The 26,925-nt window shown below is 71.2% G+C and carries 26 protein-coding genes and 2 pseudogenes; 17 read left to right on the forward strand and 11 right to left on the reverse strand.

Annotated elements, in window-relative coordinates; translation table 11 throughout:
* Positions 1 to 46: 46 nt before the first annotated feature.
* On the reverse strand, positions 47 to 1,528 hold the full coding sequence (locus ACZ3TS_RS23445; RefSeq protein ID WP_467620981.1) for an MFS transporter: 1,482 nt from the start codon (positions 1,526 to 1,528) through the stop codon (positions 47 to 49).
* 84 nt (positions 1,529 to 1,612) lie between these two features.
* Between ACZ3TS_RS23445 and ACZ3TS_RS23450 the strand changes: the two genes are divergently transcribed.
* Positions 1,613 to 2,005: a MarR family winged helix-turn-helix transcriptional regulator gene (locus ACZ3TS_RS23450; RefSeq protein ID WP_467620984.1), complete on the forward strand. Its 393-nt coding sequence runs from the start codon at positions 1,613 to 1,615 to the stop codon at positions 2,003 to 2,005.
* Positions 2,006 to 2,048: 43 nt separating this feature from the next.
* On the opposite strand, the gene ACZ3TS_RS23455 is transcribed toward ACZ3TS_RS23450, so the two are convergent.
* Positions 2,049 to 2,789 carry a maleylpyruvate isomerase family mycothiol-dependent enzyme gene (locus ACZ3TS_RS23455; protein WP_467620987.1) on the reverse strand — a complete coding sequence of 247 codons (741 nt, stop codon included), beginning with the start codon at positions 2,787 to 2,789 and terminating at the stop codon, positions 2,049 to 2,051.
* Between the two features lie 148 nt (positions 2,790 to 2,937).
* Positions 2,938 to 4,107, reverse strand: a complete 1,170-nt coding sequence (locus ACZ3TS_RS23460) for an MFS transporter (protein WP_467621102.1) — start codon at positions 4,105 to 4,107, stop codon at positions 2,938 to 2,940.
* A 577-nt stretch (positions 4,108 to 4,684) separates the two neighbouring features.
* On the opposite strand from ACZ3TS_RS23460, the gene ACZ3TS_RS23465 reads away from it, so the two are divergent.
* From ACZ3TS_RS23465 to ACZ3TS_RS23475, 3 genes are all read left to right on the forward strand, one after another.
* Positions 4,685 to 5,467, forward strand: coding sequence for a cyclase family protein (locus ACZ3TS_RS23465; RefSeq protein WP_467620989.1), 783 nt, complete (start codon positions 4,685 to 4,687; stop codon positions 5,465 to 5,467).
* Positions 5,467 to 7,107 (forward strand): thiamine pyrophosphate-binding protein, encoded by a 1,641-nt coding sequence (locus ACZ3TS_RS23470; protein ID WP_467620992.1) that lies wholly within the window; start codon positions 5,467 to 5,469, stop codon positions 7,105 to 7,107. Before ACZ3TS_RS23465 ends, ACZ3TS_RS23470 begins: the two co-directional genes overlap by 1 nt.
* Positions 7,108 to 7,223: 116 nt before the next feature.
* Complete coding sequence (locus ACZ3TS_RS23475) at positions 7,224 to 7,742, forward strand: AMIN-like domain-containing (lipo)protein (protein WP_467620994.1); 519 nt, start codon at positions 7,224 to 7,226, stop codon at positions 7,740 to 7,742.
* 84 nt (positions 7,743 to 7,826) lie between these two features.
* Here the strand turns inward: ACZ3TS_RS23475 and ACZ3TS_RS23480 are convergent, their stop codons facing one another.
* Both ACZ3TS_RS23480 and ACZ3TS_RS23485 read right to left on the reverse strand, forming a co-directional pair.
* Positions 7,827 to 9,662 (reverse strand): glycoside hydrolase family 15 protein, encoded by a 1,836-nt coding sequence (locus ACZ3TS_RS23480; RefSeq protein WP_467620997.1) that lies wholly within the window; start codon positions 9,660 to 9,662, stop codon positions 7,827 to 7,829.
* A gap of 179 nt (positions 9,663 to 9,841) precedes the next feature.
* The gene (locus ACZ3TS_RS23485; protein WP_467620999.1) at positions 9,842 to 10,621 is read right to left on the reverse strand and encodes a DeoR/GlpR family DNA-binding transcription regulator; all 780 of its coding nucleotides are present in this window, start codon (positions 10,619 to 10,621) and stop codon (positions 9,842 to 9,844) included.
* A gap of 125 nt (positions 10,622 to 10,746) precedes the next feature.
* Between ACZ3TS_RS23485 and ACZ3TS_RS23490 the strand changes: the two genes are divergently transcribed.
* Complete coding sequence (locus ACZ3TS_RS23490; RefSeq protein WP_467621002.1) at positions 10,747 to 11,649, forward strand: SIS domain-containing protein; 903 nt, start codon at positions 10,747 to 10,749, stop codon at positions 11,647 to 11,649.
* Between the two features lie 12 nt (positions 11,650 to 11,661).
* Positions 11,662 to 12,516, forward strand: coding sequence for a ketose-bisphosphate aldolase (locus tag ACZ3TS_RS23495; protein WP_467621005.1), 855 nt, complete (start codon positions 11,662 to 11,664; stop codon positions 12,514 to 12,516).
* Positions 12,517 to 12,628: 112 nt separating this feature from the next.
* Here the strand turns inward: ACZ3TS_RS23495 and ACZ3TS_RS23500 are convergent, their stop codons facing one another.
* The gene (locus ACZ3TS_RS23500) at positions 12,629 to 13,771 is read right to left on the reverse strand and encodes a methyltransferase (protein WP_467621008.1); all 1,143 of its coding nucleotides are present in this window, start codon (positions 13,769 to 13,771) and stop codon (positions 12,629 to 12,631) included.
* Between the two features lie 151 nt (positions 13,772 to 13,922).
* Here ACZ3TS_RS23500 and ACZ3TS_RS23505 point away from each other — a divergent pair, with 151 nt between their 5' ends.
* Both ACZ3TS_RS23505 and ACZ3TS_RS23510 read left to right on the forward strand, forming a co-directional pair.
* Positions 13,923 to 14,612, forward strand: coding sequence for an alpha-ketoglutarate-dependent dioxygenase AlkB family protein (locus ACZ3TS_RS23505; RefSeq protein WP_467621011.1), 690 nt, complete (start codon positions 13,923 to 13,925; stop codon positions 14,610 to 14,612).
* Positions 14,609 to 15,847, forward strand: coding sequence for an ROK family protein (locus tag ACZ3TS_RS23510; protein WP_467621014.1), 1,239 nt, complete (start codon positions 14,609 to 14,611; stop codon positions 15,845 to 15,847). Before ACZ3TS_RS23505 ends, ACZ3TS_RS23510 begins: the two co-directional genes overlap by 4 nt.
* Positions 15,848 to 16,079: 232 nt before the next feature.
* Here the strand turns inward: ACZ3TS_RS23510 and ACZ3TS_RS23515 are convergent.
* A pseudogene (locus ACZ3TS_RS23515) lies at positions 16,080 to 16,404 on the reverse strand (phosphotriesterase family protein); the annotation flags it as partial.
* A 299-nt stretch (positions 16,405 to 16,703) separates the two neighbouring features.
* Here ACZ3TS_RS23515 and ACZ3TS_RS23520 point away from each other — a divergent pair.
* From ACZ3TS_RS23520 to ACZ3TS_RS23540, 5 genes and pseudogenes are all read left to right on the forward strand, one after another.
* Positions 16,704 to 17,195 (forward strand): DUF2975 domain-containing protein, encoded by a 492-nt coding sequence (locus ACZ3TS_RS23520; protein ID WP_467621016.1) that lies wholly within the window; start codon positions 16,704 to 16,706, stop codon positions 17,193 to 17,195.
* A complete protein-coding gene (locus tag ACZ3TS_RS23525) occupies positions 17,195 to 17,416 on the forward strand; it encodes a helix-turn-helix domain-containing protein (protein ID WP_030724363.1) in 222 nt (73 codons plus the stop codon). The genes ACZ3TS_RS23520 and ACZ3TS_RS23525 overlap by 1 nt, the downstream gene beginning before the upstream one ends.
* 436 nt (positions 17,417 to 17,852) lie before the next feature.
* Positions 17,853 to 18,299 carry a transposase family protein gene (locus ACZ3TS_RS23530; protein WP_467621018.1) on the forward strand — a complete coding sequence of 149 codons (447 nt, stop codon included), beginning with the start codon at positions 17,853 to 17,855 and terminating at the stop codon, positions 18,297 to 18,299.
* Positions 18,300 to 18,301: 2 nt separating this feature from the next.
* Positions 18,302 to 18,814: a DUF6879 family protein gene (locus ACZ3TS_RS23535; RefSeq protein WP_467621104.1), complete on the forward strand. Its 513-nt coding sequence runs from the start codon at positions 18,302 to 18,304 to the stop codon at positions 18,812 to 18,814.
* 246 nt (positions 18,815 to 19,060) lie between these two features.
* A pseudogene (locus tag ACZ3TS_RS23540) lies at positions 19,061 to 19,279 on the forward strand (DUF7848 domain-containing protein); the annotation flags it as partial.
* 94 nt (positions 19,280 to 19,373) lie between these two features.
* On the opposite strand, the gene ACZ3TS_RS23545 reads toward ACZ3TS_RS23540, so the two are convergent.
* Complete coding sequence (locus ACZ3TS_RS23545) at positions 19,374 to 19,934, reverse strand: TetR/AcrR family transcriptional regulator (protein WP_467621021.1); 561 nt, start codon at positions 19,932 to 19,934, stop codon at positions 19,374 to 19,376.
* 188 nt (positions 19,935 to 20,122) lie between these two features.
* Between ACZ3TS_RS23545 and ACZ3TS_RS23550 the strand changes: the two genes are divergently transcribed.
* From ACZ3TS_RS23550 to ACZ3TS_RS23560, 3 genes are read left to right on the forward strand one after another with little or no spacing between them, the layout of a single operon-like run.
* Positions 20,123 to 20,410: an SHOCT domain-containing protein gene (locus ACZ3TS_RS23550; protein ID WP_467621024.1), complete on the forward strand. Its 288-nt coding sequence runs from the start codon at positions 20,123 to 20,125 to the stop codon at positions 20,408 to 20,410.
* Complete coding sequence (locus ACZ3TS_RS23555) at positions 20,407 to 21,156, forward strand: ABC transporter ATP-binding protein (protein ID WP_467621027.1); 750 nt, start codon at positions 20,407 to 20,409, stop codon at positions 21,154 to 21,156. Before ACZ3TS_RS23550 ends, ACZ3TS_RS23555 begins: the two co-directional genes overlap by 4 nt.
* Positions 21,153 to 23,714 carry an FtsX-like permease family protein gene (locus tag ACZ3TS_RS23560; RefSeq protein WP_467621029.1) on the forward strand — a complete coding sequence of 854 codons (2,562 nt, stop codon included), beginning with the start codon at positions 21,153 to 21,155 and terminating at the stop codon, positions 23,712 to 23,714. Before ACZ3TS_RS23555 ends, ACZ3TS_RS23560 begins: the two co-directional genes overlap by 4 nt.
* 51 nt (positions 23,715 to 23,765) lie before the next feature.
* Here the strand turns inward: ACZ3TS_RS23560 and ACZ3TS_RS23565 are convergent, their stop codons facing one another.
* Positions 23,766 to 24,290 (reverse strand): ATP-binding protein, encoded by a 525-nt coding sequence (locus ACZ3TS_RS23565; RefSeq protein ID WP_467621032.1) that lies wholly within the window; start codon positions 24,288 to 24,290, stop codon positions 23,766 to 23,768.
* Positions 24,291 to 24,533: 243 nt separating this feature from the next.
* The gene (locus ACZ3TS_RS23570) at positions 24,534 to 24,857 is read right to left on the reverse strand and encodes a hypothetical protein (protein WP_467621035.1); all 324 of its coding nucleotides are present in this window, start codon (positions 24,855 to 24,857) and stop codon (positions 24,534 to 24,536) included.
* 394 nt (positions 24,858 to 25,251) lie between these two features.
* Between ACZ3TS_RS23570 and cds1 the strand changes: the two genes are divergently transcribed.
* On the forward strand, positions 25,252 to 26,376 hold the full coding sequence (cds1, locus tag ACZ3TS_RS23575) for an L-cysteine desulfhydrase Cds1 (RefSeq protein ID WP_467621038.1): 1,125 nt from the start codon (positions 25,252 to 25,254) through the stop codon (positions 26,374 to 26,376).
* On the opposite strand, the gene ACZ3TS_RS23580 is transcribed toward cds1, so the two are convergent.
* A complete protein-coding gene (locus ACZ3TS_RS23580; RefSeq protein ID WP_467621041.1) occupies positions 26,344 to 26,862 on the reverse strand; it encodes an SRPBCC family protein in 519 nt (172 codons plus the stop codon). The two genes, cds1 and ACZ3TS_RS23580, sit on opposite strands and share 33 nt — an antisense overlap.
* Positions 26,863 to 26,925 lie beyond the last annotated feature (63 nt).

Genomic DNA, 26,925 nt, shown 5'->3' on the forward strand with positions numbered 1-26,925 from the left:
CGGCGGGGCAAGGAACCCCGCCGGGCGCACCTGTGGAGGCGTCCCCCTAGTCGCGGACCGCCACGGGCTCCGCGTCTGCCTCCTCCGGAAGGGACCTCGCGACCACGACCGACCGCTGGGGTTGGTGCGTGCGCAGTCCGGTGAGCGTGATCAGCAGACCCGCCAGCGCGATGCCGGTGACCACGATCAGACCGGGCCGGTAGCTGTCCAGGACGGCCTGCGGCGAGGCGTGGGCGGGTGCGTTCGCGGTCACCACCGCCGTCACCACGGCCAGGAAGATCGCGCCGCCCACCTGGACCGAGGTGTTGAGCAGCCCGGAGACCATGCCCTGTTCGTGGTCCTCGACCCCGTTCGTGGCCTGGATGTTGAGCGAGGGGAAGACCAGTGCGCAGGCCGCGCCGATCAGCAGCATGCTCGGCAGGATGGCCGCCGCGTACACGGGGTCGAGGCTGACCTGAAGGAAGAGCGCGTACCCGACGACCATCAGGGCGAAGCCCGCCGCGATCAGCCGCTGGGTGCCGAAGCGGTCCACGATGGCGCCCACCTTCGTCGAGGAGACGGCCACCAGCGCGCCCGCCGGCAGGAAGGCGAGCGCCGTGTGCAGCGCGGACCAGCCGAGCAGCGACTGCATGTACAGGGTGACCAGGAACTGGAAGCCGACGTACGAGCCGAAGAACGCCATCGCTCCGAGTTGGGCGCGGATCTGGTTGCCGGAGCGCAGCACACCGAGCCGGATCAGCGGCCCGGGCGAGCGCCGCTCGACGAACACGAAGACGGTGAGCAGGACGGCGACGGCGAGGAACGACAGCAGCGTGCGTGCGGACGCCCAGCCGACGTTCGGCGCCTGGACGACGGTGAACACGAGCAGCAGCATCGAGGCGGTGCCGATGACGGCGCCGGGGATGTCGTAGCCGTTGTGGTCCTTCTCGCGTTCGCTGCGCGGCAGCAGCTTCAGGCCCGCGAGCAGGGCGATCAGCGCGATGGGCGCGGGCAGCAGCATGGTGAGGCGCCAGCTGGCCTCGGTGAGCAGACCGGACAGCACCAGGCCCATCGAGAAGCCAGTGGCCGCGCAGGTGGTGTAGATCGACAGGGCTCGGTTGCGCAGCGGGCCCTCGGCGAAGGTCGTGGTGATGATGGACAGGCCGGCGGGGGCGGTGAACGCAGCGCTCAGGCCCTTGACGAAGCGGCTGGCGATCAGCAGCGGACCGGAGTCCACGAGCCCGCCGAGCAGTGAGGCGAGCGCGAAGATGCCCAGGGCCACCAGGAAGACCTGGCGTCGGCCGAGCAGGTCCGCGGTGCGTCCGCCGAGGAGGAGCAGGCCGCCGTAGCCCAGGATGTAGCCACTGACGACCCATTGCAGTGACGACGTCGTCAGATGGAGATCGGAACCGATGGACGGCAGGGCGACGCCGACCATCGACACGTCCAGCGCGTCCAGGAACATCGCGGCGCAGAGCACCAGCAGGGTGCCCCACAGCCGCGGGGTCCAGCGTCCCTCGGACGCGGGGGTGGTGAGCGGAGAGGTCATGGACCGAGACTACATGCGCATGCATTCAATGCAAGCGCATTTAATTCGGATGCAACAAAGACCGTTCTTTGTTACGGTGCGGCCATGGTGGCTGTGGACAGGGCCGAGCGGGCGCTCGTGGAGCAGTGGCGCGACATCCTGGCGCTGCACGCACGCACCCAGTGCGAACTCGACCGCGCGCTCCACTCGCACGGCCTGTGCGCCAGCGACTTCGAGGTGCTCGACGTCCTCTACGAGGCGGCGGGGGACGGCGCCGACACCTGTCGCGTCCAGGAGATCTCCGAACGGGTCCATCTGAGCCAGAGTGCGCTGTCACGGCTCATCGCCCGCTTGGAGAAGGACGGCCTGGTCGAGCGCGCCATGTGCGCGGAGGACCGGCGCAGCGTGCGCGTGGCGCTCACGGCGAAGGGACGTGCACTGTATACAGAGGTGCTGCCGGTGCAACGTACGGTGCTCGGAAGGATGCTGGCGCGCTGACGCCCGCTGCCCTGCGGCTTCGGTGCCGGCCGACGGGTCCGGCTCAGCTCCAGGTGACGGCCGACTTCTCACGCCACAGCGCCGCGATGGAGGCGTCACCGGTCACGTCCGGGAAGGGCAGCCGGTTCCACAGCGACAGATACAACCGCTCGGCCGGTCCGGCCACTTCGCAGTCGGCTTCCCCGGCATCGTCCCGCTCGGCCACGGGCGGCTCGGCCGACAGCCGTACGGTCCACACGGCGTCGTCGGCGTCCGTCGCCCGCAGTCGCAGGACGCGCGGCTCCTCGCTGCGGACCCTGCTCCCGCGGCGGGCGTGGAAGCCGCGCAGCAGCTCGTCGATGCCGTCGAGCGCGAAGTCCTGGCCGATGCCGACGGGCGTGCCGCCGCGCGCCGACTCGGCGTCGACCCGGTGCACGGTCGTCTCGTGCGCCTGCCGCCGGGCCCAGAAGGCGAGCGGCGAGGGTGCGGGCAGGAAGTGCCAGCACCGCACGTCGGGTGCGGCGGAGGACAGGGTGCCCACGAGGTAGCGGTGACCCTCCCGGAACCAGGCCGTCAATTCGTCACCCTCGAGTTCTGGCAGCCCTCCGTCGGGCTGGTACGTGGTGTACCCCTCGGCGACGAAGGCGGCCGCCCAGCGGTGCACCATGCCCGTGTGCCGCAACAGATCCCGCACCTGCCAGTCGGGACAGGTCGGCACCTTCGCGTCGGCACCCGCCTCCTCGGCCGCGGCGGCCAGCAGCCTGCCCTCCCGGTCCAGGGCCTGTATGAACTCGGCGGTCTCCATGAGGTGAGTGTGCCGGATGGAGTGCGGTCGAGGGGAGGGTGTCGTCGGCAGAGAGGAGGTGCCGGGGCAGCCATCCGGTACCACTGCCCCGGCGCCGCTGCTCAGAGCCGTACCGGAAGCCGCAGCAGATGGAAGCCGCCCCCCGGCCTCACGGGCGGCCGGCGGCCGCGTGTCGAGTCGTGAACCCGATGAGGGCGGCGGTCGCGGCCAGGGCGGCCACGCTGGTGAGGGCCGCGGACAGGGAGAACCAGTCCGCCATGAACCCGATCGCGGGCGGCCCGAGGAGCATGCCGCCGTAGCCGAGCGTGGACGCGGTCGCGACGCCGCCGGGGCCGGCCAGGGCACCGGCGCGTTCGATGGCCACCGGGAAGATGTTGGCGAGACCGAGGCCCGTGATCGCGAAACCGAAGAGCGCAGCCCACACGGTGGGGGCGAGCGAGCCGAGCAGCATGCCGACCGCCGCGGTCGTGCCGCCGGCCACCAGGGTGCGGGTCCGCCCCAGGCGTTCCAGCAGTGTCGTCCCGGTCATTCGGCCGACGGTCATGGCGAGGGCGAAGCACAGGTAGCCGACCGCCGCGACACCCGGCGTGGCATCCAGGTCCTGTTCCAGGTGCAGTGCGCCCCAGTCGGCCAGGGCTCCCTCCCCGTAGGCCGTGCACAGGGCGATCAGGCCGAAGGTGATCACGAGGCCGCGGGTGCGGGCGTCCAGGTGGCGTGGGGAGCCCGTCTGGTGTGGTGCACCCTCTTCCGGTGCCGGAGGCTCATGGTGCAGCAAAGTCCGGCCCGCCAGGGCGGTGACGAGCAGTCCGGTCACGGTGAGCCCGAACCGGTGGCGCGCGGGGGACAGTGATCCGGCGACCAGCCCGCCGAGCCCTGCCCCGACCATGCCGCCGAGGCTGAAGGCGGCGTGGAAACTGGGCATGACGGGGCGCCGCAGCGCGGCCACCAGGTCGACCGCGGCACTGTTGAAGGCGACGTTGATCCCGCCGTAGGCGGCGCCGAACACCAGCAGCACGGCACCGAGTGCGGCGGCGGAGTGGGTGAGCGGGGGGAGGGCGACGCTGAGGGACAGCAGGGCGGCGCAGACCACGGTCACCAGGTGGCTGCCGTAGCGGCGGCAGAGGCGTCCGGTGAGCGTCATGGTCACGACCGCGCCTGCGGAGACACCGAGCAGGGCGAGGCCGAGCGCGCTGGCCGAGGCGCCGGTCTGGTGCTTGATGGCGGGGATGCGGACCACCCAGCCGGCGAAGACGAAGCCGTCCAAAGTGAAGAAGGCGGTGAGGGCGATCCGGAGCCGGGTGAGGTCGTTGCCCGGCACTACGCTGTGCGATCGGGTTTTGTTTATCAGCGGCACAAACTCAGGCTAGGGTGGGAGTGGGTGGCCGGGCAAGGGTGTTGTCGGGTTCCTGGGTGCGAGATCCGGGCCATACGCGTGCCTGTCAACGGCTCGCCCGCCGACTGCCGGTCCCTTTCTCCTGGCCGATGCGGCAGTCACCCGGCGGCGCTCGCTGCAGCGGGCGTGCCGAGTGGTTCGGTCACGCCGTCGTGGTGGATCGGGGTGTGCGCGCCGGTCGGCGATGGGCCGGTGCCCGGGCGCGACCATCCCGGCGGTGATGGACACAGCGGTCTCCTCTGCGATCCGGCCTCTACTGGCGGGCCCGCGGGAAGCAGTCCGGAGGCGTCGATGAACGTGGGCTCACAAGGCTCTGTACGAGGCCATCGCGGCGGGTGAACCCGAGCGCGCGGAGGACAGCGCCCGGAACCCCTTCACCGGAGCCGTCCTGACACCGTGGCGCCCGGTGGCCACGTACGGGGTATCGCCTGGATCATTCATCTGAGCGACGGTCATGGCAGGCTGCCGTGCTGTCAGTTCCGTACTGCCTCAGGAGGTCCTCATGCCCGAGCCGTCCGTCCTCGCTTCACTGGTGTCCGGGTTGCGCGGTGGGTCGATCGAGGTCGTCGACCTCACCTCGCCGTTGTCCTCCTCGACACCGGTGATCCAGCTGCCGCCCGAGTTCGGCCAGACGGCGGTGTTCGAACTGCAGGAGATCAGCAGGTACGACGACCGGGGACCGGCCTGGTACTGGAACAACTTCCGCAGCGGTGAGCACACCGGCACCCACTTCGACGCCCCGAACCACTGGGTGACCGGGAAGGACCTCGCCGACGTGGCGTCCGTGCCGGCACGTCGGCTGATCGCACCGGCCGCCGTGCTGGACTTCACCGCCGAGGCGGAGGAGGACCCCGACTTCCTCGTGGAGGTCGATCACGTGCGGGCCTGGGAGGCCGAGCACGGGCCGTTGCCCGAGGGCGGCTGGCTGTTGCTGCGCACCGGGTGGGACGCCCGCTCGGACTCCCAGGAGGCGTTCCTCAACGCGGACGAGAACGGCCCGCACACGCCCGGCCTGTCGCCGGAATGCGCCCGTTGGGTGGCTCAGGAGGCACCGGTGATCGGCCTCGGGGTCGAGACGGTGGGCACCGACGCCGGACGTGGGCACGCGTTCGACCCGGCCTTCCCGTGTCACTCGTACCTCATGGGCAATGACAAGTACGGGCTGACCCAGTTGCAGAACCTGGCGGCACTGCCCGCGACCGGCTGCGTCCTCGTCGCGGGACCGTTGCCCATCGTCGCGGGGTCCGGGGCTCCCGCACGCGTGCTCGCGCTGGTGGAGCGCTGATGAAGGTCGCGGAGGCGGTCGGGCGTGCGCTGTCCGCGGCGGGGGTCGGCCGTGTCTTCGGCGTGGTCGGATCGGGCAACTTCCATCTGACCAATGCCATGGTCGCGGCGGGCTCGAGATTCGTCGCCGCACGCCACGAAGGCGGCGCGGCGACGATGGCCGACGCGTACACGCGGATGAGCGGCACGGTGGCGGCGCTCAGCGTCCATCAGGGACCTGGTCTGACGAACGCCCTCACCGGTGTCGCCGAGGCGGCCAAGAGCCGTACGCCGCTCCTGGTGCTGGCAGCCGAGGTGACGGAGCCGAGGTCCAACTTCCACGTCGACCAGGAGGCGCTGGCGCACGCGCTCGGGGCGCTCACGGCACGGATCACGTCGGCGGAGGGTGCGGTGGAGCAGGCCTGCGCAGCGGTCCGGCGGGCCTTGCACGAACGGCGCGCCGTAGTGCTCAACCTGCCCTTGGAGGTGCAGGCGCTGGACGTGCCCGACGGTGTCCTGACGCAGGCCGCACCGCCACCACAACGGGCAGCGGTCGAGCCGACAGCGCCCGACGTGGCGGCACTGGCGCAGGTGCTGGAGCATGCTCGGCGGCCGGTCTTCGTGGCCGGCCGGGGCTCCCGCACCCCCGGTGGCCGGGATGCCCTCGAGGCCGTCGCCGAGCGCTACGGTGCGCTGCTGGCGACGTCGGCCGTGGCTCGCGGCCTGTTTCACGGCAATCCGTGGTCGCTCGACGTGTCCGGAGGTTTCTCGTCGCCCTTGGCGGCCGAGCTGATCCGGGCCGCCGATGCGATCGTGGGCTGGGGCTGCGCGCTGAACATGTGGACGATGCGGCACGGCCGCCTGATCGGTGCCGACACCACCGTGGTGCAGGTCGACGACGACGCGTCGGCGCTCGGTGTGCACAGGGCGGTGCATGTAGGTGTCACCGGCGACGTGGAACTCACGGCGCGGCGGGTGCTCCGGACGGGCGGCGGGAAACAGCAGGGTTACCGGAGCGCCGACATCGCCGCGGCCATCGCCGCGCGCGGGCGCTGGCGGGACGTGCCGTACAAGGACACGAGCACGCGCGAGCGGATCGACCCGCGAACACTGAGCATCGCGCTCGACGACATCCTCCCCGCGGAGCGGGTGCTCGGCGTGGACTCCGGCAACTTCATGGGCTATCCGAGCATGTACCTGTCGGTCCCGGACGAGAACGGCTTCTGCTTCACGCAGGCGTTCCAGTCGATCGGCCTGGGGCTGGCGACCGCGATCGGCGCGGCACTGGCGCAGCCGGAACGGCTTGCGGTGGCCGCGCTGGGGGACGGCGGCGCGATGATGGGCGCCGCGGAACTCGACACGGTACGCCGGCTCGGGCTGCCGATGGTGGTCGTCGTGTACAACGACGACGCATACGGAGCGGAGGTGCACCACTTCGGGCCCGACGGACATCCGCTCGAGACGGTCGAGTTCCCGCCGACGGACATCGCCGCCGTGGCGCGGGGGTACGGCTTCGAGGCGGTGACCGTGCGCTCGCGGACGGACCTGAAGGCGGTCGAGGACTGGGTGGCCGGGTCACGGTCCGCGCCTTTGCTCATCGACGCCAAGGTGGTCAAAGACCGAGGGGCCTGGTGGCTCGAGGAGGCGTTCCGAGGACATTGATGTGCTGCAAGTCGAAAAGGGCAAAAACCCTTGTACAGGTGCTGCAACCGTGTGGTTCGCCCGAATGTCCCCCATAGTGAAATCACTGTCCCCTCACAGAGAGATCGGGGGGCGTCATGCCGCATCATCCGCGCCGCACAGCCGTCGCCGCGAGCATCCTTCTGACCGCCGCCGTCGGCACCACCCTTCCTGCCTCCGCTGCCACTCGGTCCGTGGCATCCGGGCAGGCCCCCGCAACCGCACTCGTCGTCAACGCCCGATGGGCCGGGCACTGCACCTACGACCGGCTTGTCGTCGACGTCCGGGGCACCCTGCCCCCGGTCACCGTGAAACCGGTCAAGGAGCTGCGCTACGACGCCTCCGGGAAGAAGGTTCCGCTCCCCGGGAAGTACTTCCTGGAGATCAAGTTGTCTCCGGCCGTCGCGCACAATGAGGCGGGTCAGTCGGTCTATCAGGGGCCCCGTCTCGTGAGGATCCACCTGACCGGGCTCAAGGGCCTCGCCCTGACCGGCGACTTCGAGGGCGCGGTCACGTTCGGGACCGCTTACCACACCAAGCCCGCCTACCACAGCTTCAAGCTCCACTCCCCGGAGCGCTTCGTCCTCGACATCAATCACGCCGACCGCTGTGCCTGACCTGGCACAGCCGCGCGCCGCCACGACGCCCGGTCGTGCGGTCCGGGCGGCGTGAGCACGTGCCCGGCCCTTGACCGGCGCGCCTCAGCCGAGCGCCCGGTCCAGATTGAACGCCGCGCTGATCAGCGACAGATGTGTGAACGCCTGTGGGAAGTTGCCCTGCTGTTCGCCCGACTGGCTGATCTCCTCGGCGTAAAGGCCCAGATGGTTGGCGTAGGTGAGCATCTTCTCGAAGGCCAGCCGTGCCTCGTCGAGGCGGCCGGCCCGGACCAGCGCCTCGACGTACCAGAACGAGCAGATGGAGAACGTTCCCTCGTCGCCCCGCAGGCCGTCCGGGCTCGCCTGTGGGTCGTAGCGGTAGACCAGCGAGTCGGACACCAGTTCCTGGGTGAGGGCGTCGAGCGTGGACAGCCACTTGGGATCGGTGGGCGCGATGAACTTGGCCAGCGGCATCATGAGCAGCGCCGCGTCGAGTACGTCGTCGTCCTCGTGCTGGACGAAGGCGCAGCGCGTCTCGGACCATCCCCGTTGCATGATCCGCCGGTAGATCGTGTCGCGGCACTGCCTCCAGCGTGGCAGGTCGGCGGGCAGACCTCGGCGGTTGGCCATCCGGATGGCCCGTTCGATCGCCACCCAGCACATCAGCCGCGAGTACAGGAACTTCTTGCGGCCGCCGCGGGTCTCCCAGATGCCCTCGTCGGGTTGGTCCCAGTGGGCGCAGACCCAGTCGACCAGCCCGCAGACGTTGTCCCACTGGTCGCTGGAGATGGGCTGCGCCCACTTGTCGTAGAGGTAGATCGAGTCGATGAGGGCGCCGTAGATGTCGAGTTGGAGCTGGTCGGCGGCGGCATTGCCGATGCGCACCGGCGCGGATCCCTGGTGGCCCTCCAGGTTGTCGAGTTCCTGCTCGGGCAGGTCGGTGCGGCCGTCGATCCCGTACATGATCTGCAGCGGGCCCGACGGTCCGCCGTCGCCCGGGATGATGTGCCGGGTCACGAACTGCATGAACGCCTCCGCCTCGCCGGGGAAGCCCAGGCGCAGCAGGGCGTAGACGCAGAAGGCCGCATCGCGCACCCAGACGTACCGGTAGTCCCAGTTGCGCTCGCCCCCGAGCGTCTCGGGCAGGCTGGTGGTCGGCGCGGCCACGATGGCGCCGGTCGGGGCGTAGGTGAGCAGTTTCAGCGTGAGGGCCGAGCGGTGCACCATTTCCCGCCACCGGCCGCGGTAGCGCGAGGCGGACAGCCAGTGCCGCCAGTACGCCACCGTGGTGGCGAACTGGCGCTCCGCCTCGGTGTGCGCGCACATGCGCGGCGCCAGACGGGCACCGACCTGGTCCAGGGCGAACACCGCGGACTCGCCTTCGGAGAGTTTGAAGTCCGCCCACACGTCAAGGTCGTCGCCTTCGAGGGGGATGGTGGAGGTCAGGGCCAACGACAGGTCCGTGGACTCGAAGACGGCGACGTCGCCGAGCAGCCGAACGGTGTGCGCCTGCCTGCCGTAGTCGAACCGCGGAGCCACCCGTACCCGGAAGGGGAGGGAGCCGCGCACACACAGGACCCGCCGTATCAGCCGGTGGCGCTCGGCCTCGACACATCCCGCGCCGACAGGCATGAAGTCCTGTACCTCGCCGACGCCGTCCTCGGTGAAGAACCTCGTGATCAGGACGTTGGTGTCGGGGAAGTAGAACTGCTTGGTCCGCGTCGGCACGGTCGCGGCGAGCTCGAAGGCGCCGCCCCGCTCCGCGTCCAGGATCGCGCCGAAAACACTCGGGCGATCGAAGGCGGGGCAGCAGTACCAGTCGATGGTGCCGTTGGTTCCCACCAGGGCCACAGTGCGCAGATCACCGATCAGGCCGTGGTCTGCGATCGGCAGATACCGAGAGCCTCCGGATGTGTACTGTTCGCAAGGCTTCTCGGCCATCGCAGCCTCCTGTGATCACCCGTGCGCGCGGCGCACGTCCAGCTTAGGCGCAGGGAAACGAGCGGGCGCGGGCAGCGAGCCGAGCGGGGCGGGGGCGTATCGCCCCGATCCCGGCACGGGAGGCGAAGCGGCCGGGGCCGCAAGGGAACGCGGCGGCCTCCGCCGCCCTGAGCCGCGACTCAGACCGCGATCACCCGCACGCCCGCCTCCTCGAACCGCCGCACCGTCTCCGCACCCGCCGCCGCGTCCGTGACCAGCGTGTCCACCGCCTCCACGTCACAGATCCACGCGAACGCGCGCCGCCCCAGCTTGCTGGAGTCCGCCGCCACGACCACGCGCTCGGCGCGCTCGCACAACAGACGGTTGGTCGCGGCCTCCGCCTCGTCGTGCGCCGCCGCGCCGTGCGTGACGTCGAGGGCCACCACGCCCAGCACGGCCACGTCGAGGGTGATCTGGCCGAGCACGCCGTCCGCGAGGGGGCCGATGAGCTCGTACGACTGCGGGCGCGCCACGCCCCCCGTCACCACGATCTTGAACTGGGGCCGCACGGCCAGCTCGTTGGCGATGTTCAGCGCGTTGGTGACGACGGTCAGTGCGGGCGAGCCCGACGCCAGGTCGCTGCGCACCGCCAGGGCACGCGCCACCTCCGTCGTGGTCGTGCCACCGGTCAGGCCGACCGCTTCCCCGGGCGTGACCAGTGCGGCCACGGCCTTCGCGACGCGCTGCTTCTCGGAGGCGTGCCGGGCCGTCTTGTAGCGCAGCGGCAGCTCGTACGAGACACCGTGCACCACCGCGCCGCCCCGCGTGCGCACCAGCATCTGCTGCTCCGCGAGCTGGTCGAAGTCCCGGCGGATCGTCGCGGCCGACACATCCAGCTCGGCCGCGGCCTCCTCGACATCCAGCCGGCCCCGCTCGACCAGCAGTTCCAGCAGAGCCTTCCAGCGGGCGTCGCGCGACATCCGCACTCTCCGTTTCCTTGACCGCCTCGGCGACCCTAACGCACTTCAACTTGAGCCGAATGCTTGATCGTGCTTGAAATCTGCCTCTATCTTGCAAGAACACGCACATCTGGGAGGAGTGCGGCATGGCCCATGTCGAAGATGAGCTGAACAGCCAGCCCGAGTGCTGGGTCCGCGCCGTCGCCGACGCCGACGTGCACAAGAGCGCGCTGCCCAGGACAGGGGAGCGGGTCGCCATCGTGGGGTGTGGGACCTCGTTCTTCATGGCGCAGTCCGCGGCCGTGCTGCGCGAGCAGAGCGGCCAGGGCGAGACCGACGCCTTCACCGCCTCCGAGTTCCCCCACGGACGTCCGTACGACCGGCTCGTCGCCCTCACCCGGTCCGGCACCACCACCGAGGTCCTCGACCTCCTCGGCCGGGTCCGGGGACGGATGCGGACCACCGCGATCACCGCCGACCCGCGCACACCCGTCATGGAATCCGCCGACGACGTGGTCGTGCTCGACTTCGCCGACGAACGCTCCGTCGTCCAGACCCGGTTCGCCACCACCGCGCTCACCCTGCTCCGCGCCCACCTCGGCCGGCACACGGACGCCGTGGTCGCCGACGCCCGGACGGCGCTCGAGACCCCGCTGCCCGAAGGACTCGTCGGCTGCGCCCAGTTCACCTTCCTCGGGCGCGGCTGGACCGTCGGGCTCGCCAACGAGGCCGGGCTGAAGATGCGCGAGGCCGCGCTGGCATGGACGGAGGCCTATCCGGCGATGGAGTACCGGCACGGACCCATCAGCATCACCACCCGCGGAACCGCCACCTGGATGCTCGGCGAGGCGCCCGAAGGACTCGCCCGGCAGGTGGGGGAGGCCGGGGGGCTGTGGGTGGCCGGCGGTCTCGATCCGCTCGCAGAACTCGTCCGCGTCCAGCGGCTCGCCGTCGCCGTCGCCGTCGCACGCGGGCTCGATCCCGACCGGCCGCGCCATCTCACCCGCTCGGTGATCCTCACTCCCGCCGCCGATCCGGGCGCCCGCTGAGGAGGAGGAGTCGTGCCCCTCGCAGCCACCGGTGAACTGATCGCCGCTGCCGCCGCGGCGCGCGGTGCCGTCGCCGCGTTCAACGTGATCACCCTCGAACACGTCGAGGCCGTGATCGCGGGCGCGGAGGCCGTGGGAGCCGCGGTCGTGCTCCAAGTCAGCGAGAACGCCGTGAAGTTCCGCTACGGACGCCTGCTTCCGCTCGCCCGCGCCGCAGCGGCGGCCGCCGACCGCGCCACGGTGCCCGTCGCCCTGCACCTCGACCACGTGCAGAGCGACGACCTGCTGCGGCAGGCACCCGAGGCCGGGTTCAGCTCCGTGATGTACGACGCGGCCCGGCTGCCCTACGAGGAGAACCTCGCCGCCACTCGCGCCGCCGCCGACTGGGCCCACGCCCAAGGGCTGTGGATCGAGGCGGAGTTGGGGCAGGTAGGCGGGAAGAACGGCGAACCGCCGACCGACCCGCACGCCCCCGGCGCCCGGACCGACCCGGGCGAGGCGGTCGCCTTCGTGACCGATGCCGGTGTCGACGCCCTGGCCGTCGCTGTCGGCAGCACCCATGCGATGACCACGCGCACCGCCGCGCTCGACCATGGCCTGCTCAAGCGGCTGAGCGCCGCGCTCGACGTACCGCTCGTGCTGCACGGCTCCTCCGGACTGCCGGACGCCGAGCTGAGGGCGGCCGTCGCGGGCGGCATGGCAAAAGTCAACATCGGGACCGCCCTGAACGTCGCCATGACCGGCGCGATCCGGCAGTTCCTCGCGGCACACCCCGAGGCGGCCGACTCGCGTCTGTACCTCGCCGTGGGGCGGGAGGCCATGGTCAAGGCCGTGGCCCACCTCGTCGCCGTCCTCCGGAACGGATGAGCCACGTACTGCCGGGCACCACGGTCCGCTTCCGCCGGCGGGGCTGCTGGAAGCACCTCTGCGCCATCCGCCCCGCGGTCGCGACCGCGCGGCGGCGGAGTTGGCGGACCGACTACTTCTTGACCGCCCTGAGGACCACGAACTTTGCGTCACTGGCGACCAGTTCGCTGTTGCCGAAGAGGCGGCGCAGCTTCACGTGGTAGCCCAGATGGCGGTTGCCGATCACCCAGAGCTCGCCGCCCGGCCGCAGGGCCCGCCGCGCCCCGGTGAACATTCGCCAGGCCGTGGCGTCCGTGGTCGCCTGGTGGGAGTGGAACGGCGGGTTGTTCAGCACCAGGTCGACGCTTCCGGCCGGCACCCCGGACAGACCGTCGCCCACCCGGAAGTCCGCCGTTCCCGCGGCGTTGTCCCGGTACGTCGCCTCCGCCGAGGCCACCGCCTGGTACGACTCGTCGACGAACACCACCTCGGCCTCGGGGTTGGCCAGCGCGGCCGCCAGCCCCACGACCCCGTTGCCGCAGCCCAGGTCCACGATCCGCTCGGCGCCCCGGCTGCCCGGCAGATGACGAAGGAAGAACCGGGTCCCGACGTCGAGGCGGTCGGCGCAGAAGACCCCCGCGTGGTTGGTGACGGTCCGGCCGGACAGCGGGCCGATACCGTCAGGAAGCCGGTAGCGGTACGGCCACGGGTCCGCGCCCCGTTCGACTCCCGGGTCGGGGGTGCAGAAGATGAGCCTGGCTTTCTGCTCGGCGAGCGAGGTGCGGGTCGGGCCGAGGATCCGCTCGAACAACTTCAGCGTCGAGGTGTGGATCTCCTTGACCATCCCGGTGCCGACCACCACCGTCCCCTCGTGCACGGCGGGCGCCAGCCGGTGCAGTTGGTCCTCCAGCAGCGCGAGGCTCTTCGGAACCCGGACCAGGAGCACGTCGATACGGCCGGGTGGCGTGTCCCGGGTGGTGAGCAGCCGCAGCGCGTCCGCGTCGACGCCGCCCCGCACAAGATTCGCCCGGGTCGCCTCGCGGGCGAGGAACGAGTCGGTGATCTGGGTCGGACGGTGCGCCGCGAGTGCCGTGGTGAGCGCGCCCCACCGGTCTCCGAGGACCACGACCGTGCCGTCCAGCGGGGTGCCGCTCGCCGCGAGATGCCGCAGCAGATACGCGTCGGACGCGTCCCAGGCGCGCAGCCGGTCGCGGGGATCCTGAGGGAAGCGGGTCAGCGCGTATGCGCCCCAGGGCGTGGTCAAACGGTCGTCCATCGTGCGTCCAGGCTAGCCGAGCCGTGGTTCGGCCCCCGTCTGCCGCCGCTGCGCACGGATCCGCCATTCCGTCGCCGAGCCGCAGCCCGGCCCCGTTCTCCGGCCGCTGCGCGCGGACCGCCGGCCGGGCCGGATGCGTGATGATGGGGCCATGGACGCCGAGCTGTTCCCGCGAAGCCGCAGAGAGGTCGCACCCGGCGCGGTCCATCTGCCGGACTGGCTGGACGCGGACCGCCGACTCCGGCTCCTGGAGGCATGCCGGGAGTGGGCCCGGCCGCCCGCCGGCCTGCGCACCGTGCACACCCCCGGCGGCGGCACGATGACCTCGCGGCAGATCTGCCTCGGCTGGCACTGGTACCCGTACGGGTACGCCCGCACGGTCGTCGACGGTGACGGCGCCCCCGTGAAGCCGCTGCCGGACTGGCTGGCCGCGCTGGGCCGCGAGGCGGTCGGGGCCGCCCTCGGCCCGCGGGCGGTGCCGTCCGAGGCGTACGACATCGCCCTGATCAACTTCTACGACGCGGACGCCCGCATGGGCATGCACCGCGACAGCGACGAGAGGTCGGACGCCCCCGTCGTGTCGCTGAGCCTCGGCGACTCCTGCGTCTTCCGCTTCGGCAACACGCAGACCCGGTCGCGGCCTTACACGGACGTGGAGCTGCGCAGCGGGGACCTGTTCGTCTTCGGCGGTCCGGAGCGGCTCGCCTACCACGGGGTGCTGCGGGTGCATCCGGGGACGGCACCGTCCGAGCTGGGGCTCGCGGGCCGGCTGAACATCACGCTGAGGGTCAGCGGCTTCCGGTCGGACCCGGAGCGGATCATGGGAGACTCGCCCTCATGACTGGCAAGGCGGGCCCCCGGGCGACAGGGGAAGGGAACACACGGACGCGGCTGGACCGGGGGCGTGGGGCGCTCGGTCCCGCGCTGGAACTGGTCCACACCGGACGTGCGCCGACGCGCGCCGTGCTCACCACCGAGCTGGGCGTCACCCGGGCGACCGCCGGAGCGGTGGCCGCCGAGCTGGAGGCGCTGGGCCTGATCCGGGTCGACGCGCACCCCAGTGCGGCCGCCGGTACTCAGGGCCGGCCCTCGCACCGGCTGGAGGTCGCCGAGGACGGGCCCGTCGCGCTCGCCGCCCAGGTGCACGCGGACGGCTTCCGGGCCGCGCTCGTCGGACTCGGCGGCCGGATCGTTGCGACCGCGCCCGGCTGCGAGACCGTCGACGCCGACCCGGCGAAGGTGCTCCGCTCGGTCGTCGAGGCGGGCGCCGGCCTGCTGCGCGAGACCGGGCGGCGTTGTGTGGGCGCAGGACTCGCGGTGCCGTCCGCGGTCGCCGAACCCGAGGGCCTCGCGCTCAACCCCCTCCACCTCGCCTGGCCACCGGGCGCGCCCGTGCGGGAGATCTTCGCCGAGTGCGTGCGGGCCGCGGGCATCAGCGGGCCCGCCTTCGCCGCCAACGACGTCAACCTCGCCGCGCTCGCCGAGCACCGGCACGGCGCGGGCCGCGGCTCCCGGGACCTGCTGTGCGTGGCCACCGGACACCGGGGGGTGGGCGGCGCCCTGGTGCTCGACGGGCGGCTGCACACCGGCAGTTCGGGGCTCGCGCTCGAGGTGGGGCACCTCACCGTCAACCCCGAGGGCCGACCCTGCCACTGCGGCAGCCGCGGCTGCCTCGACGTGGAGGCGGACCCGCTGGCCTTCCTCGAGGAGGCCGGTCTCGACGCAGGCCCCGAGGTCTCGCAGCTCCAGCAGGCCAACGACCTCATCCACACCATGTACCCGGCCGACTCGGCCGTCCGCAACGCCGTCGAGGTGCTGATCGACCGGCTGGGCCTCGGGCTCGCCGGCCTGGTCAACATCCTCAACCCGGACCGCATCATCCTCGGCGGACTGCACCGCACCCTCCTCGACGCCGATCCCGAGCGGCTGCGCGCCGTCGTCGCCGATCGCAGCCTGTGGGGCCGCAGTGGTGGAGTCCCCATCCTCGCCTGCACTCTCGACCACAACAGCCTGGTGGGCGCGGCGGAGCTGGCGTGGCAGCCCGTGCTGGACGATCCACTGGCGGCGCTGGCCTGAGCGTTGCGGGGCTCCGTCCCCGCGTGCGTGTGGGCGAGTTCGGTTCGTAGCGCAGCGTGCGGCGGGTGCCGTGGTGGCCGGTGAGGACCTGGAACCGGTCTTCGGGCGGGACGCCGGGCGGCTCGACGAGCGTGTCGTGCACGGCTCGGCCGAGCGCCGTCGAGTCGGGCGCCGTCGGTCCCCGGCGCGTCGATATGGGGATCAACACGATCGGGCACGTCAGGGGCGGTGCTCAGCGCCACTCCACGGCGAAGGCCCGACCGGGGTTCTCCGTGAAGATCCGCCGTACCAGGTCGCCGCCCAGGGCGACCTGTCAGTCGGGGTCGCACCCGGCGCAGCAGATAGGGCAGTCCGGGACCGCCGTCGACGGAGCGGGCCGCGGCGGTGGTCGTGTCACCGCCGAGCCGCAGCCGGTCGCCGAACCCGGCTTCCGCCAGGGCGCGCAGGGCGTTGGGCATGCGCCAGTCCGTGGCGTGGTTCGCGCGTGACGGTCCGTCAAAGGCGAGGTAGGCGCCGGTCTCAGCGGCTTCGCGGTGCATCACGTAGTCCGGGGCTCGCCGACAGGGCGGGGCAGGGCTTCGGCGTAGTCGCGTGACGTCCGTTTCATGATCATGCGAGTCCGAGGAGGGCGAGCGGTCGGCTGTAGGGCCTCGGCGTCGTCGGGTAGCGTCCGATTTGTGCTCAAGCGAGGTCGACGTTGACAAGATCAAGACGGATCGCGCGAACGTCATGCCCACAGGAGGGGGCCGCGGCGTCCCGCCACGGTGCGAAACCGCCGCCCACCTTCCGCCCCAGCCCTTGCCTAGCCTATCGAGATTCGATAGATTTTCATCGCAATTCGATGGAAGGGTGGGTCATGGGAAAGCTGGCAGTGCGTGCGCTTCGCGTCGTGCTCGTGGTGGTGCTCGCCGGCACCGTGTTCGTACAGGCAGGGATGGTGTGGGTGTTGGTCAGCGGGAGCGACCCGGAGGACGGGTCGCTCCCGCTGACCCCGCTGCGCGTGATCACGATCCTGGGCATGGTAACGGCCCAGGTCGCCCTGGTCTGCGTATGGCGGCTGGTGACGATGGTGCGACGCGGAACCGTGTTCTCCCATGCCGCCTTCCGGTACGTGGACGTCGTGATCGGCGCGATCGTGGCGGCTGCCCTCTTGTGGTTCGCGGTCACGGTCATCAATGCGCCGGGCCAGCGGGCCGACCCGGGCGTCACCGTCATCATGGGCGGAGTTGGCGTGGCCATCCTGGGGGTCGCGCTCATCGTGCTCGTGCTGCGGATGCTGCTCGCCCAGGCCGTCACGCGCGACGTCGAAGCGGCACAGATGCAGGCCGAGTTGGACGAGGTGATCTGATGCCGATCGCCGTCGACATCGACGTGATGCTGGCCAGGCGGAAGATGTCCGTGGGCGAGCTCGCGGACCGCGTAGGGATCACTCCCGCCAACCTGGCGGTACTCAAGAACGGCCGCGCCAAGGCAGTGCGCTTCGCGACGCTCGCCGCGCTCTGCGAGGTACTCGAGTGCCAGCCGGGCGACCTGCTGCGTTGGGAGGCCGAGGATGCCGCGGGCGGATGACGTACCCCAGGGCGGGCGTGAAGACGCCTGGCACCACCGGCCCGTGACGCGGCGCGTGGACCGTATGGACGTGGATCGCCGATCACCCGCAGCACTGCCCTGACCCCGCTGGGCAGATTCCGGTTGACCTGCACCGCACCGTCCTGGTCGTTGATCGCGACCTGCGAACGTGACCTCCCCAACGACGAACCCCCGCCCTTCCGGCGCGGAAGGCGGGGGTTCGTCGTTGGGTGGGCAGCCAGGGCTTCGCCGTAGGCGCTTGATGCCAGATTCGTGACGTTATGTCAGTTCAACGGGGTTCTGGGAACGTGACAGGCAGGGCTTCCAAGATCATGGAGTTGTCCACGCCCCGTCATCCGAGTGGAAGACCGTGCCTGCCGACGCGTCATCGCCGATCTCGCCTGCCTTTGACCAACTCTGCGAGCATCCCAGGGCCGTGCCCGAGGAGATCCCGGGCCTGCTGGAACGACTGGCCGAGGTGCCCGACCCTCGCGATCCGCGCGGCGTACGGCACGCTCTGGTCGTCGTGCTCGCGCTGACCGCGTGCGCGGTTCTGGCCGGAGCGACCTCCCTGCTGGCGGTGGGTGAGTGGATCAGCGACGCCCCGCCCTCCGTCCTGGAGCGCATCGGCGTACGGCCCGATCCCCTGTCCCCGAAGCGGTGCCTGCCGACGGAGGCGACGGTGCGGCGGCTGCTGAGCCGCATCGACGGCGACGCAACGCCTCCCAGCTGCGAACCGGCTCCGCGCCGCGCGTCATGGGCAACCTGGCGCAACCTCGCCATCGGCGCCCTTCGCCTCGCCGGGATGAGCAGCATCGCCGCCGGCCTCCGGCACAACCCCCGTGACGACAGCCGACCGCTCGCCCTCCTCGGACTCACATGATCATGAAGCGGACGTCACGCGACTACGCCGAAGCCCTGCAGGGCGGGGCGGCTCGCACACCACACCACACCACACCACGCCCCGGGCGCCACCACGGCCCCGGGGCTCTCGACTTTCAGGAGGAGCAACCATGCTCGGTCAGCCAGCGAAGAACCAGTCTGTCCAGTGCCCGCACTGCGGGGCCGACAGAGCGCGGAGTCGTCGTGCGCCGTGCGCGCGTCGTGTCGGAGCCCGTGACGGACTACATCCGATTCGAGCACGCCTGTACGCCGCAGAACATTGCGGCCGGCGAAGAGGTGCGATGGCTTCCACGCCGGCTCGCGTCGGACCTGTTGCTGCCAGGCAATGACCTGTGGATCTTCGACGGGCGCCTAATCCGGTTCGGCCTGTTCGCTGGGGACGGAGCACTCGTCGCCAACGTCCTGCAGGATGCGCCCGACGTCGTGAAGCGCCACGCGGAGGCGTTCGAAGCGGTGTGGGACCGTGCCATCCCGCACGCGGACTACAGGATCTGAGCGCCGACCCATCGAAGCCCACGGCGGAGGTGGAGGAATGGCGTTGGAGCGAACGCTGAGAGGGCCGGTTCAACTTCTGGAACCGACGTCAATGGAGCCCACGCCCGTACCTGGTTGCGACGTCTGCGCCGCACTGGCCAAGCAATGGCGGGAGACGAGCGACGCCAGTAGTCCGACGTACAACCCGTCAAGGGCGTCAGACATTGCCGTAGAGATCAAGCGTCACCACGCCGACCAGAGCGCGCGATGACCGTCCCCACGAAGAACTACGCGTACCCCGCGGTACCACGCACACGGACAGTCGTCGACGGTCTCCCGTCACGTCGCTGGGTCGAATGCGCCTCATGCATCGAGTCGAAGGACATCGAGCACACGACCGAGGCGGAGGTGTGGGTGGAAGAGCATCTGACGAGTAATCCGCTGCACGATCGCTACCGCATCGTCCGGCAGCCCGGTTGGCGCATTGTGCCGAAACCGGCCGACGCCGGGGTGGTCCTCGGGGCCGACGTGCGCGTACCGTCCGTCGAACGCTTTGCGGTGATCTGCACGGCGAGGCTCCTCAGGAAGTGGGGCGCAGAACGGAGAGCAGGCCCCGTACCGCCGCGTCGAAGGCCGTCGGCGAACCCGACGCGCGGGCCAGCACATAGCCGCCCTGGACCGTCGCGAGGATCGTGGCCGCGATCTCCTCCGCGTCCAGGGACTGTGCGAACTGGCCCTGTTCCTTGCCCTCTTCGACGAGCCCGGCGAGCTGTTCGCGCAGCCAGTCGATCGTCTCGTCGACGGGGGCCCGCAAGTCGTCGCTCGCGATCACCTCCGGGTCCATCGTGAGCCGGCCGACGGGGCAGCCGCGCAGCACGTCGCGCTCGCGCCGCAGATACCCCTCGATCCGCTCGTACGGCGTTCCGGGGCCGCTCAGTACGCCCTGCGCGGTAGCGCGCATCTCCGCGGCGGTACGGCGGATGGCGGCCAGCGCCAGGTCGGGCTTGCCCTTGAAGTGGTGGTACATGCTGCCCTGGCCTGCGCCCGCGCGCGCCAGGATCGCCTTGGGGCTGGTGCCCACGTAGCCGCGTTCCCACAGCAGTTCACGGGTGGACTCGATCAGTCGCTCCGGGGTGCTCATACGAGGACTGTACATACTAGTAGTTACAGAAGTCGAGACCGAGGAGTGTCCTGAAGGGAGCAGTGGTCGACCGCCCGCGTACTCCCCGGGAGGTAGTCACACTGCCGCTGGCCGTACGACGACCCGGATCCCCTCCGGGCGCGACGCTCGGGGCATCACCGAAGAACGAACCGAGGAGCTGACCCGAGATGCAGACCCTGGCCCACTGGGACGGCGGCCCAGGCCCATGGATCCTCTTCTTCCCGCTGATCTGGGCGGCCGTCGTGCTCGGCGTCGTGACCGTCCTGCGCCGCACCGCCCGGCGCGGTCGGGGTGCACCCTGGCGCGGTGTGGACGGCCCTCCGACGGGCGACGCGCCGCTCGCCGTGCTCGGCCGCCGCTTCGCATCCGGGGAGATCGACGAGGACGAGTACTGGCGCCGACTGTCCGTCCTGGACGAGCAGTTCGGCCGTACAGGCAAGGGCGGTGCCGCATGAGGACCGCGACCGCCACGCGTACGGCCGCCCGGGTCGTCGACGCGGTCAAGGTGTACGGCAGCGGCGACACGGCCGTGCGGGCCCTGGACGGGGTGAGCGTGGGCTTTCCGGCCGGCCGCTTCACCGCGATCATGGGGCCGTCGGGCTCCGGCAAGTCCACGCTGATGCACTGTGCGGCAGGACTCGACACGCTCACCGGCGGTTCCGCCTTCGTCGGCGACACGGATCTGAGCAGCCTGGACGACCGCCGTCTCACCCTCCTGCGCCGCGACCGGATCGGCTTCGTCTTCCAGGCCTTCAACCTGGTGCCGACGCTGACCGTCGCGGAGAACATCACGCTCCCCATAGACCTGGCCGGCGGCCGGGGCGACGAGGAGTGGATCGATGCCCTCGTCGACGTCGTCGGACTGCGCGACCGGTTGCATCACCGGCCCGCCGAGCTCTCCGGCGGCCAGCAGCAACGGGCCGCGGTGGCAAGGGCGTTCGCGGGCCGCCCCGACGTCGTCTTCGCCGACGAACCCACCGGCAACCTCGACTCCCGCTCCGGTGAGGAGGTGCTGGGCCTGCTGGGCCGTGCGGTGCGCCAGATGAATCGTACCGTCGTCATGGTCACCCACGACCCGGTCGCCGCCGCACACGCCGACGAGGTCGTCTTCCTCGCCGACGGGCGTCTGGTGGACCGTATGGAATCACCGACCGCCGACAACGTCCTGGATCGTATGAAGGCATTCGAGGTGAGGCCGTGAACGCCTCCCTGCGCCTCAGCGTCTCCTCGCTGCGCGCCCACAAGAGGCGCTTCGCGGGGACGTTCCTCGCGGTGTTCCTCGGCGTCGCCTTCCTGGCGGGCACGCTCGTCATGGGCGACACACTGCGCGCGAGCTTCAGCACCATGTTCGGCGATGCGACCGCCGGGACCGACGCCGTCGTGCGCAGCGCCGACACGATCACCACTCCCGGCGAGAGCCAGGGCGTGCGACAGCCCATCGACACCTCGCTGGTCCGCACCCTCGAGAAGGTTCCCGGCGTCGCCGCGGCGGTGCCGAGCATCCAGGGCCGGGGCCAGCTCGTCGGCGCCGACGGCAAGCCCGTGGGCGGCCAGGGCCCGCCCACCCTGGCGGGCAACTGGATCCCGGACCCACGGCTCAACCCCTACCACCTCGCCGAGGGCAGGGCACCGGGGAAGAGCGGCGAGGTCGTCGTCAACCGGGGCGCTGCCAAGAAGGGCCACCTCAGGATCGGGGACACGACGACGCTGCGAACGCCCGACCCCGTCAAGGTCGTGATCGTCGGCCTCGCGACCTTCGGTGGCCAGGACGGCATGGCCCAGGTGACCTTCACCGGCATGACCCAGGCCGACGCCGAGAAGTACCTCACCGCGAGGCCCGGTCAGGCCGCGAGCATCCAGGTGCGGGCCGGGCCAGGGGTGAGCGAGACGAAGCTCGTCTCCGAGCTGACTCCCGTACTGCCCAAGGGAGTCGAGGCCATCACCGGACAGGAGTCGGCACAGGAGAACACCGACATGATCTCCAGCCAGTTCCTGACCCTCTTCACCACCTTCCTGCTGGTGTTCTCCGGCGTGGCGCTGCTCGTGGCGACGTTCTCCATCCACAACACGTTCGCGATCGTCGTCGCCCAGCGCACCCGGGAGAACGCCCTGCTGCGGGCTCTTGGCGCCTCGCGCCGCCAGGTCACCGTCTCCACCCTCGTCGAGGCGAGCACCGTCGCCGTGGTGGCGTCGGGCGTCGGACTGCTGGGCGGCCTCGGCATCGCGGCCGGCCTGCAGGCCCTCTTCCCGGCCATCGGATTCCCCTTCCCCGAGGGCGACCTGGTGGTCAGTGCCCTGTCCCTGCTGTTGCCGCTGGCCGTCGGCATCGTGGTCTGCCTAGGTTCCGCCCTGCTGCCCGCCGTGCGTGCCGGACGCACCGCACCGCTGGCCGCGCTGCGGGAGACCGCCGTCGACCAGTCCGGTGCCTCGCGCACCCGTGCGGTCCTGGGTGGCGCACTCGCGGCAGTGGCCCTCGCGAGCACCCTGACCGGGGTGCTGGTGAGTCCTTCCCTCTGGCTGGCCGGCGGGGGTGCCCTGCTCGCCCTGGCCGCGTTCGTGGTGCTCGGCCCGGTCGCCTCCCGCGCGGCCGTGCGCGGTCTCGGCGCCCCGCTCGACCGACTGCGCGGCGTCACCGGCGGCCTCGCCCGCCGCAACGCCCTGCGCAGCCCCAAGCGGACCTCCGCCACCGCGAGCGCCCTGATGATCGGCGTGGCCGTCGTCTCGCTGTTCACCGTGTTCGGGGCGTCGCTGAAGGCCACCATGGACCAGACCGTGTCCCGGTCCTTCGCCGGCGACATCGCCGTCAGCACCCCGTCGTTCGGCGCGGGCGGCAGCGGGCTCAGTCCGAAGCTGGCGCTCGCCATCGCCCGGCAGCCCGCCGTCCAGGACGTCGTGGGCCTCGGCCGCGGAGTGGCGAAGGTCGACGGCAAGGGGCGGGCGCTGACCGTCACCGATCCCGTCGCCCTCGGCAGGGTCTTCGACCTCGGTACCGTACGCGGCTCCCTCGACGACCTGGGCACCGACGGCATCGCGATCACCGAGACGGAGGCCGACAAGCAGCACCTGACCCTGGGCGAGACGGCTCGCCTCACCTTCACCGACGGCACGACGCGGCCCTTCACGGTTCGCGCGGTCTACGGCCGGTCCGAACTCGCCGGGGACTACGTCATCACCCGCGCCGCCTGGGCCCCGCACCGCACACAGGACTCCGACACGCTTGTCGCCGTCTCCTTCCGGCCCGGTGTCGGCGCGGTCGAGGGAAAGGCCGAGGTGGCGAAGGTCGCGGCACAGTACGGGAATCCGTCGGTGCAGACGCGGGACGAGTACGCCCAGTCGTCGGCCGGAGGCATCGACATGATGCTCACCCTCGTCTACGCGCTTCTCGCCCTCGCGGTGCTCATCGCCCTGCTCGGCATCGCCAACACCCTCACGCTCGCGATCCACGAGCGCACCCGCGAACTGGGCCTGCTCCGGGCCGTCGGCCAGACCCGGTCCCAGCTGCGGGCCATGGTCCGCTGGGAGTCGGTCCTCGTCGCCGCCTTCGGCACGGCGGGCGGGCTGGTCCTGGGCGTCTTCCTCGGCTGGGTCCTGGTGAAGGCCTCCGACGGCGCGTCCGCCACCGCCTTCGCCTTCGCCCTGCCGCCCGCGCAGCTCGTCGTGGTGGCGCTGGTGGGCCTCGCGGCCGGTGCGCTCGCCGGGCTGCGCCCGGCCCGGCGGGCTGCCCGCCTGGACGTCCTGCGCGCCATCGCCGCGGAATGACCCGCGCGATGCCCGCGTCGGTGACGTGTCCGAGGCGGGCTCACCGCCCGGTCAGCCGGCAACGGCGGACCGGGCGGGAGCCTGTTCTGTCCGGCGCTCGTCCACGGCGAGCGTGCGGGCCGGGGCATCCAGGGCCTTTTCATACGGTGTGAGCCTCCGCAGCGGCCGGGGCGCAGCCGAGGACAGCGCGGGAAGTGTGAACCACACGACCTTGCCCGAGTCCCCGTCCGGGCACGCCCCCCAGCTGTCGGCGACAGCCGCGACCATCGCGAGACCGCGCCCGCTGGTGGCGGAGACATCCGCGTTGCACAGCTCCGGCAGGTGTGGGTCGTGGTCGTGGACCGAGACGGTGAGCCGGTCGGGCAGCAACTCCATCTCGACGATGCAGGTCTTGTCGGGCTTGACATGCAGGTGGACGTTGGTCAACAGCTCCGTCACACCGAGTGCGGCCCGGTCTATCAAGGGATCCAGGTGCCAGTAGCGCAACTGCGCCGATACGATTCTGCGGACCTGGCCGATCCGCGACGGCAGGGCTTGGAGCTCCACCGTGCAGTGCCTGCTTGGCTGGCTGATCACGGCTGCGACTCCCCGAATTGAGGTCCGGAAGAAGACGGAGATCGGATCCAGCAGGAGGGCCGGTCGTACGTGCCGCCTGCTGTGCGGCTGAGTACTCCGGCCGCCTGGTGCGGAACGGCTTCGTACGGGGGCCGCCCGCTGTCGTGACCGGCGGGCTGGTTCTTCAGCGTTATCGCCGGTAAACCCAGAGTGATGTGAGACCAGCGTGACCCAACGGGTGATGTCCTGCAACTCGCGCCGCGCTCAGCCGCCGCGCCCGGCCGCCCTGCGTACCGCCTCGATGAACCGACGGGCCGACGGCGGCCCCGGCTGCCCCGGCGCGGGGTCGTGGTCGCCCAGGGTCAGGGAGTAGCGGGTGCCGTTGAGATCGGCCAACGCCCGGTCCTCCGGCGCGAACCAGGGCTTCGACGCGCGTACCGCCTGTACCGGCGCGCTGTCTATCTCACTGCCGTAGCTGGTGAGCAGCCGCAGCCTGCCGTCGCTGATCCGGACCTGCCCGGCCCGGGTGAGCGAACGCAGCCTCTTCCCGATCCGCACACCCGTGGCCGTGAACTCCGGCTCCCCCATGATGCCCCGCCCCCTTGTGCATTCGGCTGTGCCCGGTACGGATCGTTCGTGGCTCGCGATCCGGCCTGGCCCTGATCGAGTTCGGTCGTGGTCCAGTGTGCTCCACCTACGGGCCGGCGTCCGCGCAGCGTCCAACCGCGGCGATCCGTGGGCCGCTGCCGTGCAGTCTGCCCGCACCCGGCGCCTCGCACCAGTGTGCATGACGAGGTCGCGCCGGGTGTCCGGCGCACTCGCGCGGATGCGCCCCCACTCGTTTCCGCCGTCTGCCCCAGGGGCTCCTTTGAGCGCCTCAAAGGGGAGTTTATGCAGGTGAGAAGCGTGCGAAAGGTGTCTATGATCGAGGCGTCCGACCGCGTGAACCCGGCCGCGGCACCCCCCGGTAAGGAGCCCCGCGGTGAGTACCCCGCAGATCACCCGCCCCGGCGGGACGTACGACGTCGACCGCAGCGACATCGAGTACCGCACCTGGCTCAAAGAAGCCGTCCGGAAGGTCCAGGCGGACGCCAACCGCTCGGCCGACACGCACCTGCTGCGCTTCCCGCTGCCCGAGCGCTGGGGCATCGACCTGTATTTGAAGGACGAGTCGACGCATCCCACCGGCAGCCTCAAGCACCGGCTCGCCCGGTCGCTGTTCCTGTACGGACTGTGCAACGGCTGGATCCGGCCGGGCCGCCCGGTGATCGAGGCGTCCAGCGGTTCGACGGCCGTCTCCGAGGCGTACTTCGCCAAGCTCGTCGGCGTGCCCTTCATCGCGGTCATGCCGCGCACGACCAGCGCCGAGAAGTGCCGGCTCATCGAATTCCACGGCGGGCGCTGCCACTTCGTGGACGACTCGCGCAAGATGTACGAGGCCTCGGCCGCCCTCGCGGCGGAAACCGGCGGTCACTACATGGACCAGTTCACCTACGCGGAGCGGGCCACGGACTGGCGGGGCAACAACAACATCGCCGAATCCATCTTCCGCCAAATGGAGTTGGAGCGGTTCCCGGAGCCGGCGTGGATCGTCGCCACGGCAGGCACCGGCGGCACCTCGGCGACCATCGCGCGGTACGTGCACTACATGAGCTACGACACCCGCGTCTGCGTCGCCGACCCGGAGAACTCGTGCTTCTTCGAGGGGTGGACGACGGGCGATCCGGACGTCACCTGTGACCGCGGCTCGCGCATCGAGGGCATCGGCCGACCCCGGATGGAGCCGAGTTTCGTGCCCGGCGCCATCGACCGGATGATGAAGGTCCCGGACGCGGCCAGTGTCGCCGCCGTACGGGCCCTGGAGGGGGCCATCGGCCGCAAGGCGGGCGGCTCGACCGGCACGGGCCTGTGGAGCGCGCTGAAGATCGTTGCGGAGATGGTGGCCGAGGGGCGAACGGGCAGCGTCGTGACTCTGCTGTGCGACCCGGGCGACCGCTACCTGGACAAGTACTACTCGGACTCCTGGCTCGCCGAGCAGGGGCTGGACATCGCCCCGTACACCGCGGCCATCGAGTCACTGCTGGAGACCGGGGTGTGGCCGGACTGACCCCGGTCCGGCCCCCTGTGCCGCCAGTCTCCGGTCCAGCGCCGTCACCGCGCCGCGGAACGCGCGTCCCAGGCCCTGGCGCGCGCCCTTCAGTACGAAACGGAAGACCGCGGACCCGTCGGCCGCGAAGGTCCACTGCACGCGGGTGCCGGCGGCGACGGGCGCGAGCCGCCATTCCTCCAGTAGCGCGTGAATGCCGGGCACGCCCGTCTCGTCGACCCGGTACGCGTACAGCTCGTTCGGCTGGGCCGCAACGACCGTCTCCCGGAATCGGGTGCCGCCCGCGAGGCGCACCTCGCGCCGGGCGCCCCCGTCGAGCGGCCGGGCGTAGGTCACGGCGGAAAACCACTGGCTCCAGCTCGGGACGTCGTCGGCGAGGGCCCCGAAGACCGCCGCCGGAGGTGCCGAGATCTCCCGTGCGAACACCAGCCGGACGGGAGCGGTCTGCGTGAAATCGAGTTCCACCGGGCGCAGACGGCGTGCCATGGACGGAACCTCCTCGCGGGAAGCGGAGTTCCCGAACGGAAGGGGTGGTAGCGGGTCGGCGCC

It is taken from the genome of Streptomyces sp. NPDC022910 (genome assembly GCF_055561075.1).